This window comes from Sphingobacterium sp. B29 (assembly GCF_001952815.1).
Lineage (GTDB): Bacteria > Bacteroidota > Bacteroidia > Sphingobacteriales > Sphingobacteriaceae > Sphingobacterium > Sphingobacterium siyangense.
Map to the genome: position 1 here is coordinate 2,711,968 of NZ_CP019158.1, position 14,112 is coordinate 2,726,079.

Sequence of the window (14,112 nt, forward strand, 5' to 3'; positions counted from 1 at the left end):
AATTGGTAATATTCAATTTATATTATGGCAACATTGTCTTCACAAATGAATCTGATCGTTGAGAAAACGAAAAATTTAATTCAATTGTGCGAAGTCTTGCAAGAAGAAAATGATTTGCTTAAATTAGAGGTACAATCCTTAAAAGTGGCTTTCGATGCGAGCAACGATAAGAGCAAGCAATTGGAAGAGAAGGTCAAAGCGTTGGCAGTTGCCCGTACGTTAGATTCTGAAACGGATAAGGAAGCAATTAATGAAAAAATACTTGACACAAAACAAAAAATTAACGATTTTGTGCGGGAAATAGACAAGTGTATTAGTTTGTTGAAATAGTTGGGAGAAGTGTTATCGGATTCAAACTAATACAACGTTAAAAAGCTCAAAGAAATGGGAGAGATTTCCATAAAAATAAATATCGCAGATCGTGTTTATCCCCTTCGGGTGGAGAGCGCGGAAGAAGAAGTAATTCGACACGCTGCGAAATTGATAAATGAAAAAGTAAAGGAATTGCAGGAAAACTATACTGTGAGAGATAAGCAGGATTTGTTATCCATGTGTGTATTGCAATTTGCGACGCGTATGCTTAATGCAGAGCGGCAGTCTCAAAACCACGAAGTGGGTTTGGAAAATTCAGTACAGGAACTTGATCAGTTGTTGACGGATTTCTTTAAAAAATAAATTTACGTTCTTTATATTTAGAGCTTAAACGACGAATTTGCCGCAATTAAATTCGGGTTGTCACTATTTTAAACTTAACGCTTCAATATTACAGGCGCAAAAAGATATAGGCCATTTTGCGAAAGCCATCTGGGTCATAATCTAAGCCTAATTATGTAATCACGAAGTTTAATAATACATGAGACCTGTTTAAATTTAATTGCGGTTTTTTTTTGTCATGAAGTCCTGATGCACTTATCCGGATCGCTATTGAGTTGGCGCATACCAAAGGTAAGGGAAAAGGCTGATTGATGATTTTACTGGAATTTGAATATAATTAATAAAAACAAACATAAATAATACAATTATACATACATGGACATCGCAATTTATAGCATAATTTCTCTGATTGTTGGTGTTGTTATAGGTCGTTATCTATTGGTTCTGTTATTTAAGAAACAAGAGCAGGAAGCCAAGGATAAGGTAAATAGCATACTGAAAGATGCAGAGCAGGAAGGGGAACACATTAAAAAGAAACGCCTGTTAGAGGCCAAAGAAAAGTTCCTTCAATTAAAATCTGAACACGAAAAGGAAGTCAATCAACGTAATAATACCATCAACCAAAAGGAAAATACGTTAAGACAAAAAGAACAGTCAATTAACCAAAAGCTGGAAAACATCAATCGCGATAAGCAAGAGGTGGATACCAAAAAAAAGCAATTGGATAAGTTGGTTGAACTAAATGAAAAGAAATCTGAAGAAGTAGAAACGCTCAAATTACAACAGATTAAGCAATTGGAAAGTATCGCTGGCGTAACTGCTGACGAAGCAAAAAATCAATTGGTGGACTCGTTGCGCGAAGAAGCCCGCTCACAAGCGATGATTCAAATCAAAGATATTGTGGATGAGGCCAAATTGACGGCGACTAAAGAGGCGAAAAAGGTTGTTATTCAGACCATCCAACGCACTGCTACGGAATCTGCGATCGAAAATACCGTCTCAATTTTCAATATCGAAAATGATGAAATCAAAGGTCGTATTATTGGTCGCGAAGGTCGTAATATTCGTGCATTGGAAGCTGCAACAGGCGTAGAAATCATCGTAGACGATACACCTGAAGCAATTATCCTATCTGGTTTCGATCCCGTACGTCGCGAAATAGCGCGTTTGGCTTTACACCGTTTGGTAACAGATGGTCGTATTCACCCGGCACGTATTGAAGAGGTTGTTGCTAAGACGCGGACGCAAATAGAGGATGAAATCGTTGAAATTGGTGAACGTACCGCGATCGATTTGGGAATCCATGGTTTGCACCCTGAATTGATTCGTATGGTAGGGCGCATGCGTTACCGCTCGTCTTACGGACAGAATCTTTTACAACACTCGCGTGAGGTAGCTAATTTTGCAGCAACAATGGCGGCAGAACTAGGTCTGAATGTTAAACATGCGAAACGTGCTGGATTACTACACGATATAGGTAAAGTGCCTGATGATAATCCGGAGTTGCCACACGCTATTTTAGGTATGCAACTTGCCGAGAAATACAAGGAACACCCTGATGTATGTAATGCAATTGGTGCTCACCATGATGAGATCGAAATGACTGCCTTAATATCTCCGGTCGTTCAGGCTTGTGACGCGATCTCTGGTGCACGCCCGGGCGCACGTCGTGAGGTTGTGGAAAGTTATATCAAGCGCCTAAAAGAGTTGGAAGATTTGGCTTTATCGTATCCTGGGGTTGAGAAAACCTTCGCGATACAAGCTGGCCGTGAGCTACGTGTCATCGTTGAGAGTGAGAAGGTGTCTGATGCACAGTCGGAAATACTAGCTGCTGATATCTCTAACCGTATTCAAACGGAAATGACTTATCCAGGGCAAATTAAAGTAACTGTAATTCGTGAGACAAGGTCAGTGTCTTACGCAAAATAGATCCTAAGGATCTATTATAAAAAAAGCTCCAAACATTTTGTTTGGAGCTTTTTTTATGCAATTCTACACGTTTTTCCTTCAACTTGATCATTTCAGCCATTCCATTCTCCAAAGGAGACTTAATATCGGAAAAATTCCATCAGATCTGTCACTGTAGCCAATAGATAGGTCGGATCTTCCTGTTCTAGTTCGGCTTGGCTACCATAGCCATACAATACACCAACAGCATCCATGCCTGTTTCTCGGGCACCAATCAGATCATGTTTGCGATCTCCGATCATGAGGCAGTCTTGTGGACGTGTTAGCTTGGCCTGTTCCATGACATATTGGATGACACTGGTTTTGGTCGGTCTGGAATCGTCCAAAGCGCTTCCGCCCGCAAAATCAAAATAGGTATTTATTGCAAAGTGCTGTAATATCTTGTGGGCGAAAATTTCGGGTTTGGAGGTCGCAAGGTAGATACTGTATCCTTTTGTTTTCAGCAATGCTAAAAGCTCAGGTATGCGATCAAACAGGATATTCTCATATAGCCCTATGGTTGAAAAGCGTTCCCGATATTTTTCTACACAGGCAATTGCTTCGCTTTCCTCAAATCCAAAGGTATGTATGAAAGAATCTTTAAGGGGTGGGCCGATCAAGGGTTTGAGGCTATTCAGATCTGCTGTATGGATGCCTTTGGATTCCAAGGCATAGGCAATACATTTGGTAATCCCTTCTGCGGGGTCGGTCAGGGTTCCATCCAGATCAAATAAGATATGTTTGTAAGACTTCATGTTGCAATATTACGGAATAGAATAGGAGTAAGCGAGTTTGTATGCGCTGAAAGCATATAATGACGTGCAGCAGACCAAAAAATAAGGGATATTATCATTTTTAAGGCCTAAGGCATGCTCAATATTTGTTAAATTTGCCGAATGAAACAAAAGAAGAAAGTTCAAGAAGTCGAACCTTTACGTCCCGTAGATAAGTATTTTGCGGAGCTTGATGCTAATTTTCAGGATCCGACCAATCGTCTGATTCAAGCCATCTTTTTACCATTATTGTTTTTTGGTATCATGGGCTGCATCTGGATGATCCCATTTCCACAGTTCGAGTTCTTGGTCAAACTCAATTGGCATACTTTTTTGAATTGGGGGTCTTTCTTCATCGCTATTGTCATTTATTATTATTTAAAGCTGTCTGCAACGTTGTCCTATGCGATATTATTCTCTATCGGGGGGATGAGTTTCTTTATTGTGCAATTGGAATACGCGCAAAAGAATGGCGGCCCAGCTGTCATCTGGGTGTGTTTGGGGATCGCATTGCTAGCTATTGTCGCGCTGTTTATCGGTAAGGGAAAGGAAAAGAAGAAAATAACAGGACAGCAGTTTCTACAGTTTTTACTTGTAGGACCGATATGGTTGTGGCATTTTGTCTTTAAAAAATTGAATTTAAGATATTAACTGAGCTGTTTTTAGGTGCTTATCTTACTATTTATGATTGTAGCCTAATCGGGATGCTTGTATATAAAAGAAAAGGGGCTGTCCAAAAAAAAGGTTGGATAGCCCCTTGTTTCTTGATATTTTAACGTCTACCCATCCAGGAACTTTTCAAATATCCAATTCTCAGAGGTTTTTTTTACTTTTTAGACACCCCCTTTTTATGTTGTTGTCGTTATGTGCAGCTGGTTCAGAATACGACTAGCCTTTGTAATTGAACCATTTGATAATTTCTTTGAGACTTGCTTTTTTACCATAGATCAAAATACCGACACGGTAGATACGGGCAGCGACCCAGGTTACCAATAAGAAGGTTAGTATGAGCAAGGTTAACGAGGTCAGGATCTGCCATAGGGGTACACCAAAAGGTATGCGAACGAGCATAGCGATGGGTGAGGTGAATGGAATAAAGCTTAACCATGTTGCAATCGGTCCATTGGGATCATTGATAATGACGCCGAACGAGAGAATATAGGTCAATAGCAAGGGCATGGTAATAGGCATGGAAAACTGATTGGCCTCTGTTTCGTTGTCGACAGCTGAGCCTGCAGCGGCAAAAATAGCACTATACAACAGGTATCCGGCAATAAAAAACAGAAAGAAGAAAATGATGACCTCCGTGAAGTTAAAGCTTTGGATCGACGTAAGGATCGAAGCAGAATCATTCTGGGCCATTGCTTTTGATACGGTACTCATATTGCCCGCCCCAGGTTGGCTTGCGGCAACCTCCTGCATATCCTGAGGGTTGACAAATAGGAGCGTTGCTGTGATAAATAGGCCTCCTGTAAGCACGAGCCACATGACAAATTGTGTCAGTCCAACCATACCAATCCCAACAATTTTACCCATCATGAGCTGAAAGGGTTTGACCGAGGAAATAATGACTTCGATGATACGGTTGCTTTTTTCTTCGATAATACCACGCATTACCTGGGCACCATAGAGAAACAGCGATAGGTATACTAAGATAGCCAAAGCGACACCAAGACCCATTGCAATGGCTGTATTGCTGTTCTTTTCTTCACCGTCTGCTGTTATTTCTTTCGCATCGATGGTGACTTTGGGCTTAATGGACTGGATAATCTGCAGGTCGATTCCCTTGGCTTTATATTCCTTTTCACGGATGATTTCTTCCAACTGGCCGCTAATGATCTCCTGTGTGACAAAACTTGTCTTGCCGCCGGTAATCAGTTCGGCTCTTTCGCTTGTTAAAATATCTTTTGGAATATAAAGGATCGACTGTTTTCCTTCGCTTTGGGTAAGCTGCGCTTTTTGAGCCTGGAGGTCCAATTTGGATATGGTATAACTTACATTTTTATTGCTTTGGAGTTTGCTGGCAAAGTCGCCTTGCTCATCTAAAATAAAGACTTCGGTGTGCGAATCTTTGAAGCTCTTTTTTGTCAGATAAAACATGCCTGCATACAGTGCGAAAAAGAACAGGGGCACGGCAAAAGTCATGACAATAAAAGATTTTTTCTTGACACGTGATAGGTATTCCCGTTGGATGATAAGTAATATTTTATGCATGATCGTTAGCTGTAGGTGAGACTTGTGTGACTTTTTGGATGAAAATATCCGCCATGGAGGGAACGATTTCAATGAGTTGATTGAGCTGTATTTGGGGGATGAAACGCATTAATACATCATTGATATGACTGTTGTTATTTAGCTGAATTGTAGTGATGTATGTTTTTTCATGCTTTGTTGACGTGATGACCTCAAATAGGGTGTCGTCGGATAGAAGAAAATTATCTTCGCTAGCTGTATATTCCAATCGATAGGTTTGATTTCGGTATTCTTTTTTAATCGCTTGTACAGAACCATCCAGTATTTTTTTGGATCGATTGATGAGGGCAATATTATCGCAAAGCTCTTCCACAGTCTCCATGCGGTGTGTGGAAAATATAATGGTCGCACCTTCTTGATTTAAGCGGAGAATCTGTTCTTTTATGATATTGGCATTTACGGGATCAAATCCCGAAAAGGGCTCATCTAAGATAATCAATTGTGGTTGGTGGATGACTGTAGCGACAAATTGTACTTTTTGCTGCATCCCTTTACTGAGATCTTCTATCTTTTTGTCTAGCCAGGATGTGATGTCCAGGCGCTTGCACCAATCTCGGATGCGTGCTAAGGCTTCTCGCTTGGAAAGCCCCTTAAGCTGTGCCAAATACAACATTTGATCACCGATTTTCATTTTTTTGTACAAACCCCGCTCTTCGGGTAAATAGCCGATTTGAGCAATATGCTGTGGGCCCAACGCTTCGCCATTAAACAGAATTTCGCCGGAATCGGGGGCGGTAATTTGGTTAATAATACGGATAAGGGATGTTTTTCCCGCCCCGTTTGGCCCCAATAGCCCAAAAATCTTACCCTTTGGGATTTGAATGGATACATCGTCCAATGCACGGTGATTGGCGTAATCTTTGGTGACATGATTGATTTCGAGTAACATCTATTTTAAGGTTTAATTTATTCGTTCTTTGGGTTTTTAAGAACATTGCTTTTTTTCCAAAGACTGACGTTTATTTATGTAGTTAGTATCTTGTACAGCTGAATTGTTACAGCATCCCTGAAAAATTTTATGCATAACGCCACTTCGGAATACGCTTATTCGTTTGACTAATCGTTTGTAGTGAAAGTTAAAAATAATTAGGGACATTTTATTATCCTGCCCATAAAATCGGAAGTCAAGCTTTTTTATGGAATAGAAGCGGTACAAATCTTGTCAAAGGGATTCATTTAACGTACCTTTGTTCCATGGAAGTGAAAAAAGCCGAATTCGTGTGCAGTAACACGAGAGTTGACAAATTACCTGCACCCAATTTGCCGGAATATGCGTTTATCGGACGTTCAAATGTCGGTAAATCATCGTTGATCAATGCAATGACCAACAAGAAAGGACTTGCCAAGACCTCCCAAAAACCTGGTAAGACGCAGTTGATCAATCATTTTATCATCGACGATACATGGTATTTGGTGGATTTGCCAGGATATGGTTTTGCTAAGGCCTCTAAAACAAGTCGTAATGAATGGGAAAAGTTCATCCGTCGGTATCTTACCCATCGGGACAATTTGCAATGTGTTTTTGTGTTGGTGGATAGCCGTCATGAACCACAAAAGATTGATCTTGATTTTTGCTATTGGTTGGGCGAATGCGGTTTACCGTTTATGTTGGTTTTCACCAAGGCCGATAAGCAATCGACTGTTAAATCCGATGCGAATATTGCGAAATTTAAAAAATCATTGCTCCAATGGTTTGAGGAGGTGCCGCCGATTTTCCTAACGTCTGCGGAGAAGAAAATGGGGCATGAGCCTATTTTAGAAGCTATCGATGAAGTTAATGGCCGATTTGTTCGCCCCGAACTCGACGGAAATGAACAGTTTTAGCTAGATTTTAAGTTCAGATGAAAAAATACTTGTCCTTAGTTTTATTTGCCCATAGTGTATTTGCATTGCCATTTGCCTTTATTGGCTTCTTTTTGGCATTGCACACAACGGACTATGCCTTTTCGTGGAAATTATTGGTTTTGATGCTCGTTTGTATGGTGACGGCCCGTAATGCTGCCATGGCATTCAATCGTTATCTGGATAGAGATATTGATGCCATTAATCCAAGAACGGCCATGCGTGATATTCCTGCTGGAAAAATTTCCGCTAAAAATGCATTGGTTTTTACGCTGGTAAATTGCCTGATTTTTGTTGCAGCGACGTATTTTATCAATTCTCTTTGCTTTATGTTGTCGCCCATTGCACTTTTTGTTGTGCTTTTTTACTCCTATACAAAGCGCATAACGCCCTTATGTCATCTTGTATTGGGAGCAGGGCTAGGATTGGCTCCAATAGGCGCATATATGGTTATTACAGGACAATTTGCGACCGTTCCGGTACTTTATGGTTTCGCGGTGTTGACTTGGGTGAGTGGCTTCGATATTATTTACGCTTTGCAGGACGAAGCCTTTGATCGGGCAAATCATCTTAATTCTATACCCGTGTGGTTAGGAACGAAAGGAGCTATGCGCGTTTCGGAATGTCTGCATGTGCTTTCTTTTATATTTATTTTAATACCAGCATTTTTGATGCCTGTAGGTTGGATTTATTATTTAGGTGTGGTCTTTTATGGGGCGTTGCTGATTTACCAGCATACCCTGTTTTCATCGACTAATTTAAGTCGGGTCAATCGCGACTTTATGACAACCAATGGTTATGCCTCGGTGATTTTTGCGGTATTTTACCTCTTGGATATCTGGTTGATCAAATAAACGTTTTAGCATAAAATAAGAAAGGCTTTAGGAATTCCTAAAGCCTTTCTTATTTTTGCATCTAAACCAATACACATGCTATGAAGAAAAGTATTCTTTTCACGTCTATTTTATGTTTGTCATTGTCTTCGCAGGCGCAAAAGCTGTCGAATTATGTCATTCAATATAATCAAAGTTTCAATGGGAATACAGCTGCCAATCAAAATGCCATTCTGGTCTATGCCAATGAAAAGGAGACTTTTGTCAGTTCGGCGAAAGAAATGAACGGACAGTTGGCGCCGCCATACGAACGGGTTGTGGTGGAGCGTGTTGGAGGCAATGCCTTACTTAAAATTGCTAAACTCAAAGACGGATCAATCATTCTAACCAAAGATTCGCTCGCGCTTTCGAAGCAAAAATTTAACGCCACAAACGAGACTAAAACAATCTTGGGCTATCCCTGTAAAAAAGTGGAGACGAGCATCAATTCCAATAAAATAGAAGTTTGGTATACCGATAAATTAGGGGTCAAAGGTGCACCCACGGAACTTGGTCAGGACCTTGGTCTGGTGCTCGAGGTAATCCGCAATGGGAATACACGGACTTTTGCCACTAAAGTAGAAAAGGTAAAGACTATACCTAATCAACTGAGGCTAAAAGGAACTGAAAAACCTTACGACGAACTTTCTTACAAAGATCTCATCTGGAAGAACCGTTTTATTCAAATACCTGTTTTTCGGAAGGAAAAAATACGTTTTGCAGATGATGTAAAATCGGATTCTATTTTGCGTTTTGCTAATGGGACAGTTTTGGTAAAAAAGGTGAAAATCCCAAAAATAAAGACAAGCGACAATGTATTTGTGCAGTTGGTCGAACAATCGAAAGGTGATGCCTATGATCGTACTGGATCAGTTTTTATCATCCCCACCAACAAGGCGCAGAGCTTTTTGGATGGCATGAAAAATGGTATGGGTACCCTTCCTAAGTATGAAAATGGCAATGGTAAAGCCTATCAAGGGGTTGTAAAAACAGCATCCTTTGAGCCTATTGTTGAATTGATGCGTTTCTTTACACCATTTGGTGTTAAGCAGTTTAACTATCTTCAGTTAAAGGATAAGGTTTGGCAAGACTCGGTGCTTTACCGTCAGGACGTAACCGAATTGGCCGGTATGTTAAGCGAGCAGGAGGTCTATGTGGGTGCCTTCATTGGTAACTATGATAAAAATGGACATGAGGTGAGCGTTGAGCTGACGATACATCCGGGCTTCGATGCCGAGTCAAAAGGTAGTCTGAAAAAGACGATGTCTTTATTTACGACGACCAATGTCATGGAAATGGGCGGTCAGGAGTACGGATCTATGTTTGATAAGGAGAAAGGTCTTACTGTTTCATTTCATTTGGACCAGGATGCTAAAAACGTGCAATTACGCTACATTACCACAGGGCATGGAGGCTGGGGCAATGGTGATGAGTTTGTACCTAAAGAAAACCGCATTTTCCTAAACGATTCATTGCTTTTTAAATATACACCTTGGCGCAATGATTGCGGTTCGTATCGTTTATCGAACCCCGCTTCAGGCAATTTTGCTACAGGGCTGTCTTCATCCGATCTGAGTCGCTCCAATTGGTGTCCGGGTACAGTAACACCACCGATCTATATTGATCTAGGGGATTTAAAAGCTGGAGACCATACGATGCAGGTACAGATCCCACAGGGAGCGCCTGAAGGAACAAGTTTCAGTAGCTGGAATGTGACGGGTACCTTGTTATTCGATTAATTATTTTTTCATTGCTGTTATGTGCAATAATGCTATTGCACATAACAGCAATATTCCTTCGTTTTTAAGACAAAGATTAAAGAGGGTAAGCTGTCTCACTTTTTGTCTCCGATAATACAAAGTAGGTCTGTACGGTGTTTACTTGAGGTAATACGGCCAGTCGATGCCGCAGAAAAATATGATAAGCATCCATATCTTTGGTTGCTATACGTAACATAAAGTCGTAAGAGCCTGCCATTTGGTAACATTCCATCACCTCCGGGAATTTAGCCACCTCTTTTTCGAATTCATTCAATACTTCAAAAGTGTGCGCCTTGAGAAAAACCTGGGAAAATGAGATTAACCCAATGCCTATCTTGTGGCGGTCCAAAATTGCCACCGTTTTTTTGATGTAGCCCAGCCGCTTTAGCTTTCTAACACGTTCATGAACAGCTGCAATAGATTTGTTAAGTTCAAAGGATAGCGCTTTATTACTCATTGAGGCATCTTGCTGTAGGAGGCGCAATAATTTTACATCTATTTCATCCAATTCCATAATCTGAATATTTTCGGTACGAGTGTAAAAATACGCTATTGTTCTGGATTATTTATTGGTTTTTATGTCTTTTAATTTAATTTTTATTGAAATTATGATGATGTGTTGAATATTATCTTGTCAATGGTCAATTTTGCAACAGAATAATCATTTATAAGAAATGGCTGAACAAGAATTATTAAGTGCGTGTTTGTCACCTGCATTGGACAAGAGATTCAAACATCTGTGGCGATTGGTTGGAAATACGCCGATGTTGGAACTACAGTATACTTACAAAGGTAAACCTGGACGAATTTTCGTAAAATGTGAGAACTACAATCTGACCGGTAGCATTAAGGATAGAATGGCTCTTTATATTCTATACAAAGCGTATATGAATTGTCAGATCCGCCCGACTGATGTTGTTATTGAAGCCACAAGTGGAAACACGGGTATTGCTTTTTCAGCAATCGGCAAAGCGCTTGGTCATCAAGTAAAGATTATTATGCCCAACTGGCTGAGTAAGGAGCGTACCGATATTATTCGAAGTATGGGAGCGGATATTCAGTTGATAAGCAAAGAAGAAGGTGGTTTTTTAGGAAGTATTCGTTTAAGTGAAGAGCTTGCTGCAAAGGGCGGTGTTTTTCTTCCACGGCAATTTGAGAATCAATATAATGCCGAAGCGCATGAGAAAACTACAGGTTACGAGATTGTAAAGCAACTGGAAGAACAGGGCTTAGTTGCTGATGCTTTTGTTGCTGGTGTGGGAACTGGTGGTACGGTAATGGGTGTGGGTAGAAGCTTAAGAAAAGTAAACCCAAATGTTCGTGTACATCCGCTGGAGCCGGCAGAAAGTCCAACTTTGACTACAGGGCATAAAGTAGGTTCACACCGTATTCAGGGAATATCAGATGAGTTTATTCCTGCTATTGTGGATTTAGATGAACTCGATACAGTGGTTTGTGCGAATGATGGTGATTCCATTATTATGGCGCAGAAACTATCGCGCCAGTTGGGATTGGCTGTTGGTATCTCTTCCGGAGCAAATGTAATCGGAGCGATTAAATTACAACAGGAGCTGGGTGATGAGGCTATCGTGGTGACGCTACTTTGTGATGATAACAAAAAATACCTAAGTACTGATTTGGTGAAAGAGGAACCGGTAAAAGAAGGATATCTTTCTACAGACGTTGATTTTTCGGGTTTTCAACCTATTTGCAGATTGGCAAATCCAGTATTTGGAGCCTAAAAAGATTTAGTTTCATATGTTTATAGTTAACTCGGGGAGTCTCTAGCTCCTCGGGTTTCATTTATTCAAAAACCAATATATACCTAAGAATAACACAAAATGAAAGTCAATTTCAAATTATTTATCCTTCTCATGTTGCTGATAGCGCCTGTGTCCATGTTTGCCCAAGCAGATACAACAACAAACAAGTTGGAGGGGCTTGAGTTTACGGATGGTACGATCAGTCCCGATTCACTATCTTTTGAGGAATCTCCGGATACCGCTACCGTAAAGGCCGACTCGAACAAGACCACAGTAGCGGCAGTAGCAACAGGTGAAAAAGCTGCTGGGGCAGAAAAGAAATCATTGTGGAGTATCTTTATTGCAGGCCTTATAGGCGGTTTTGCAGCATTATTGATGCCTTGTATTTTTCCGATGCTACCCCTGACGGTGAGTTATTTTACGAAACAGTCGGGAAGTCGTGCCAGTGGTATCAGTAAAGCCCTGTTGTATGGATTATTTATTATTGTGATTTATGTTGCTTTGGGGATGATTATCACGATCGCATTCGGATCTGATGCACTCAATGCGCTTTCGACTAACGGTATATTCAACTTCATTTTCTTTTTGTTGTTGGTTGGATTTGCGGCATCTTTTTTTTGGTGCATTTGAAATTACTTTACCAAGCTCCTTTGTCAATAAAATGGATGCCAAATCAGATAAAGGTGGTTTGGTCGGCTTGTTCTTTATGGCCTTCAGCTTGTCATTGGTTTCATTTTCTTGTACAGGACCGATTATTGGGACGTTGTTGGTTGAGGCAGCTTCGAAAGGGGAAAGATTAGGTCCAGCAATTGGAATGTTGGGATTCTCCATTGCCCTGGCCATTCCTTTTGGTTTGTTCGCCATGTTTCCTTCCATGCTTAAATCCTTGCCGAAATCCGGTGGTTGGCTGAATAGTGTAAAAGTAGTATTGGGATTTTTGGAACTCGCTTTAGCATTGAAATTTTTATCCAATGTCGACTTAGCTTACCACTGGAATTGGTTGGATAGAGAGGTGTTCCTGTCGCTATGGATTGCTATTTTTGCTTTGATGGGTCTATACTTGATTGGCAAGATAAAGTTCTCCCATGACAGTGAGCTGAAATTCCTATCTGTTCCCAGAACGATCTTGGCAATTGTTGTTTTTTCTTTTGTGGTCTATATGGTGCCCGGTTTATGGGGAGCACCTTTAAAATCGATTTCTGCTTTTTTACCACCATCGGCAACACAAGACTTTGATCTTTCTTCGGGTGTAAGCTCTGGTGCTGCTGCACATTCAGACGGGAAGGTGAAAAAATATGCTGAAATTTTTCATGAAAGAGGCACGCCAAAAGGATTTGATCCTTATTATGATTACGACCAGGCATTAGCTACGGCTAAAGAATTAAACAAGCCCGTTTTAATCGATTTTACGGGTTGGAATTGTGTCAATTGTCGTAAAATGGAAGCGAATGTTTGGACAGACCAAGCGGTGGCCAAATTATTAAAAGAAGAGTTTGTTATGGCTGAACTTTTTGTGGACGATAAGACCGAGCTGGCTGCCAACGAACAATTTGTTTCCAAATATAGCGGCAAAAAGATCAATACAATCGGTAAGAAAAATAGCGATTTTCAAGCTGCCACATTCGATAGCAATTCACAGCCACTGTATGTAATTGTCGATCCGACGGGCAAAAAACTGGTGCCTCAGAGCGGTGCCAACTACAATGTAGAAGAGTACAAGGCATTCCTGCAAAGTGGTGTGGATGCATTTAAACATAAAAACTAACCATCGTCATATGCTAATTTTATCCTCCTTGTTATGTGCAAGGGGGATTTTTTTTGATAAAATATCGCTTTTTGTGTCTCCAGGGCTTATGCAGTGGGGCTGTCTTCGTATTGTCTTCGTATTGTGTTCGTACCAGCTTCGGACGGGGACAATCTTGCAACATATATTGACCAAACCCTGACCAGATATTTCCTGTTCGGGGTCTGTTCAACAACTGTACAGCACCTGTTCAATATCTGTTGCTTGTCCGAAGCAGGTACGAAGCAGGTACGAATCTTTCCCCGAACCCTACCTGAGGTGAATGTGCCGCCCCCACCAAGTAATCCAGGTTTTCAACCGTCACGGGATTCATATCCATCACTACCATTTTATCTTCCTACTTATCCTCCAGGTGGCGATGGTGGCGGGGGAGCCGATGTTGCGGAAGCATAAGGCAAAAAAAGAAGCCCTGTCATTTGTATGAACAGGGCTTCAAATTATACT

General features: G+C 40.8%; 13 protein-coding genes and 1 pseudogene. 10 read left to right on the forward strand and 4 right to left on the reverse strand.

The genetic code is table 11. The annotated features are described in order from the left end of the window. Window positions 1–24: 24 nt before the first annotated feature. The 3 genes from BV902_RS11170 to rny all read left to right on the forward strand — a co-directional run bounded on the left by BV902_RS11170 (window position 25) and on the right by rny (window position 2,583). Window positions 25–330, forward strand: coding sequence for a hypothetical protein (locus BV902_RS11170; RefSeq protein ID WP_046675830.1), 306 nt, complete (start codon window positions 25–27; stop codon window positions 328–330). Window positions 331–384: 54 nt separating this feature from the next. Next, complete coding sequence (locus BV902_RS11175; protein WP_046675831.1) at window positions 385–675, forward strand: cell division protein ZapA; 291 nt, start codon at window positions 385–387, stop codon at window positions 673–675. Window positions 676–1,029: 354 nt separating this feature from the next. Further along, entirely contained in the window at window positions 1,030–2,583 is a 1,554-nt protein-coding gene (rny, locus tag BV902_RS11180; protein ID WP_075991992.1) for a ribonuclease Y, read from the forward strand. Between the two features lie 119 nt (window positions 2,584–2,702). Here rny and BV902_RS11185 read toward each other — a convergent pair whose 3' ends face one another. Continuing rightward, complete coding sequence (locus BV902_RS11185) at window positions 2,703–3,356, reverse strand: HAD-IA family hydrolase (RefSeq protein ID WP_075991993.1); 654 nt, start codon at window positions 3,354–3,356, stop codon at window positions 2,703–2,705. 141 nt (window positions 3,357–3,497) lie between these two features. Between BV902_RS11185 and BV902_RS11190 the strand changes: the two genes are divergently transcribed. Beyond that, entirely contained in the window at window positions 3,498–4,025 is a 528-nt protein-coding gene (locus tag BV902_RS11190) for an Mpo1-like protein (RefSeq protein WP_075991994.1), read from the forward strand. 237 nt (window positions 4,026–4,262) lie between these two features. Here the strand turns inward: BV902_RS11190 and BV902_RS11195 are convergent, their stop codons facing one another. Continuing rightward, complete coding sequence (locus BV902_RS11195) at window positions 4,263–5,588, reverse strand: ABC transporter permease (protein ID WP_075991995.1); 1,326 nt, start codon at window positions 5,586–5,588, stop codon at window positions 4,263–4,265. Next, window positions 5,581–6,516 carry an ABC transporter ATP-binding protein gene (locus BV902_RS11200; RefSeq protein WP_075991996.1) on the reverse strand — a complete coding sequence of 312 codons (936 nt, stop codon included), beginning with the start codon at window positions 6,514–6,516 and terminating at the stop codon, window positions 5,581–5,583. The genes BV902_RS11195 and BV902_RS11200 overlap by 8 nt, the downstream gene beginning before the upstream one ends. A gap of 305 nt (window positions 6,517–6,821) precedes the next feature. On the opposite strand from BV902_RS11200, the gene yihA reads away from it, so the two are divergent. The 3 genes from yihA to BV902_RS11215 all read left to right on the forward strand — a co-directional run bounded on the left by yihA (window position 6,822) and on the right by BV902_RS11215 (window position 10,080). Next, window positions 6,822–7,451: a ribosome biogenesis GTP-binding protein YihA/YsxC gene (gene yihA, locus BV902_RS11205; RefSeq protein ID WP_075991997.1), complete on the forward strand. Its 630-nt coding sequence runs from the start codon at window positions 6,822–6,824 to the stop codon at window positions 7,449–7,451. 17 nt (window positions 7,452–7,468) lie between these two features. Further along, window positions 7,469–8,323, forward strand: coding sequence for a UbiA-like polyprenyltransferase (locus tag BV902_RS11210; RefSeq protein WP_075991998.1), 855 nt, complete (start codon window positions 7,469–7,471; stop codon window positions 8,321–8,323). A gap of 80 nt (window positions 8,324–8,403) precedes the next feature. After that, complete coding sequence (locus BV902_RS11215) at window positions 8,404–10,080, forward strand: PNGase F N-terminal domain-containing protein (protein ID WP_075991999.1); 1,677 nt, start codon at window positions 8,404–8,406, stop codon at window positions 10,078–10,080. A 76-nt stretch (window positions 10,081–10,156) separates the two neighbouring features. On the opposite strand, the gene BV902_RS11220 is transcribed toward BV902_RS11215, so the two are convergent. Further along, window positions 10,157–10,615 carry an Lrp/AsnC family transcriptional regulator gene (locus BV902_RS11220; RefSeq protein WP_046675839.1) on the reverse strand — a complete coding sequence of 153 codons (459 nt, stop codon included), beginning with the start codon at window positions 10,613–10,615 and terminating at the stop codon, window positions 10,157–10,159. Between the two features lie 160 nt (window positions 10,616–10,775). On the opposite strand from BV902_RS11220, the gene BV902_RS11225 reads away from it, so the two are divergent. The 3 genes and pseudogenes from BV902_RS11225 (at window position 10,776) to BV902_RS11235 (ending at window position 14,061) form a co-directional block, all read left to right on the forward strand. Next, on the forward strand, window positions 10,776–11,843 hold the full coding sequence (locus BV902_RS11225; protein WP_075992000.1) for a PLP-dependent cysteine synthase family protein: 1,068 nt from the start codon (window positions 10,776–10,778) through the stop codon (window positions 11,841–11,843). Window positions 11,844–11,942: 99 nt separating this feature from the next. Next, window positions 11,943–13,629: pseudogene (locus tag BV902_RS11230) on the forward strand (protein-disulfide reductase DsbD family protein). A gap of 123 nt (window positions 13,630–13,752) precedes the next feature. Then, window positions 13,753–14,061, forward strand: coding sequence for a hypothetical protein (locus tag BV902_RS11235; RefSeq protein WP_075992001.1), 309 nt, complete (start codon window positions 13,753–13,755; stop codon window positions 14,059–14,061). Window positions 14,062–14,112 lie beyond the last annotated feature (51 nt).

Excerpts from the sequence above, each read along its gene's own strand:
- BV902_RS11170 (WP_046675830.1), top strand. The coding sequence starts at position 25 with ATGGCAACATTGTCTTCACAAATGAATCTGATCGTTGAGAAAACGAAA.
- BV902_RS11175 (WP_046675831.1), top strand. The coding sequence starts at position 385 with ATGGGAGAGATTTCCATAAAAATAAATATCGCAGATCGTGTTTATCCC.
- rny (WP_075991992.1), top strand. The coding sequence starts at position 1,030 with ATGGACATCGCAATTTATAGCATAATTTCTCTGATTGTTGGTGTTGTT.
- BV902_RS11185 (WP_075991993.1), bottom strand. The coding sequence starts at position 3,356 with ATGAAGTCTTACAAACATATCTTATTTGATCTGGATGGAACCCTGACC.
- BV902_RS11190 (WP_075991994.1), top strand. The coding sequence starts at position 3,498 with ATGAAACAAAAGAAGAAAGTTCAAGAAGTCGAACCTTTACGTCCCGTA.
- BV902_RS11195 (WP_075991995.1), bottom strand. The coding sequence starts at position 5,588 with ATGCATAAAATATTACTTATCATCCAACGGGAATACCTATCACGTGTC.
- BV902_RS11200 (WP_075991996.1), bottom strand. The coding sequence starts at position 6,516 with ATGTTACTCGAAATCAATCATGTCACCAAAGATTACGCCAATCACCGT.
- yihA (WP_075991997.1), top strand. The coding sequence starts at position 6,822 with ATGGAAGTGAAAAAAGCCGAATTCGTGTGCAGTAACACGAGAGTTGAC.
- BV902_RS11210 (WP_075991998.1), top strand. The coding sequence starts at position 7,469 with ATGAAAAAATACTTGTCCTTAGTTTTATTTGCCCATAGTGTATTTGCA.
- BV902_RS11215 (WP_075991999.1), top strand. The coding sequence starts at position 8,404 with ATGAAGAAAAGTATTCTTTTCACGTCTATTTTATGTTTGTCATTGTCT.
- BV902_RS11220 (WP_046675839.1), bottom strand. The coding sequence starts at position 10,615 with ATGGAATTGGATGAAATAGATGTAAAATTATTGCGCCTCCTACAGCAA.
- BV902_RS11225 (WP_075992000.1), top strand. The coding sequence starts at position 10,776 with ATGGCTGAACAAGAATTATTAAGTGCGTGTTTGTCACCTGCATTGGAC.